Below are 1054 nucleotides of genomic sequence, written 5' to 3' on the forward strand. Positions count from 1 at the left end.
TTGTATCGCTGAAGAAAATGGGGCGTATGCGAGCGTGGGTTTTGAATATTCCATCAGTCATGCCGTTGAGCACAATAACCCCTTTTTGAATCAAGAACGCATCCAAACGATTTCTAACGCTCAAAACCAAATCTACAAACTCAATCAAGTCAAAAATGAAATCACAAACATGCCCAACACCTTTAATTACATCAACAACGCTTTAAAAAACCATGCTAAATTAACCCCCACTGAAATGCAAGCCGAACAATACTACCTCCAATCCACGCTTCAAAACATTGAAAAAATAGTCATGCTTAGCGGGGGCGTTGCGTCTAACCCTAAATTAGCCCAAGCGTTAGAAAAAATGCAAGAACCCATTACTAACCCTTTAGAATTAGCAGAAAACTTAAAAAATTTAGAATTGCAATTCACTCAATCTCAAAACCGCATGCTTTCTTCTTTATCTTCTCAAATCGCTCAAATTTCAAATTCCTTAAACGCGCTTGATCCCACCTCTTATTCTAAAAACGTTTCAAGCATGTATGGGGTAGGTTTGAGCGTAGGGTATAAGCATTTCTTCACCAAGAAAAAAAATCAAGGGTTGCGCTATTATTTGTTCTATGACTATGGTTACACTAATTTTGGTTTTGTGGGCAACGGCTTTGATGGTTTAGGCAAAATGAATAACCACCTCTATGGGCTTGGAATAGACTACCTTTTTAATTTCATTGATAATGAGCAAAAACATTCGAGCGTGGGTTTTTATGTGGGCTTTGCTTTAGCGGGGAGTTCGTGGGTAGGGAGTGGTTTAGGCATGTGGGTGAGTCAAAGGGATTTTATCAACAATTACTTGACTAATTATCAGGCTAAAATGCACACGAGTTTTTTCCAAATCCCTTTGAATTTTGGGGTTCGTGTGAATGTCAATAGGCACAATGGCTTTGAAATGGGCTTAAAGATTCCTTTAGCGGTCAATTCCTTTTATGAAACGCATGGCAAAGGGTTAAACGCTTCCCTCTTTTTCAAACGCCTTGTGGTGTTTAATGTGAGTTATGTTTATAGTTTTTAGGGG

General features: G+C 38.7%; 1 protein-coding gene. It reads left to right on the forward strand.

Features of this window, described 5'->3' with window-relative positions:
• On the forward strand, positions 1-1051 hold a 1051-nt coding region (locus EAL04_RS07840), incomplete at its 5' end, for an outer membrane protein (RefSeq protein WP_162982535.1).
• Positions 1052-1054: the final 3 nt, after the last annotated feature.

The sequence above is a fragment of the Helicobacter pylori genome (assembly GCF_003638305.1).
In the GTDB taxonomy this organism is placed as follows: domain Bacteria; phylum Campylobacterota; class Campylobacteria; order Campylobacterales; family Helicobacteraceae; genus Helicobacter; species Helicobacter pylori_DJ.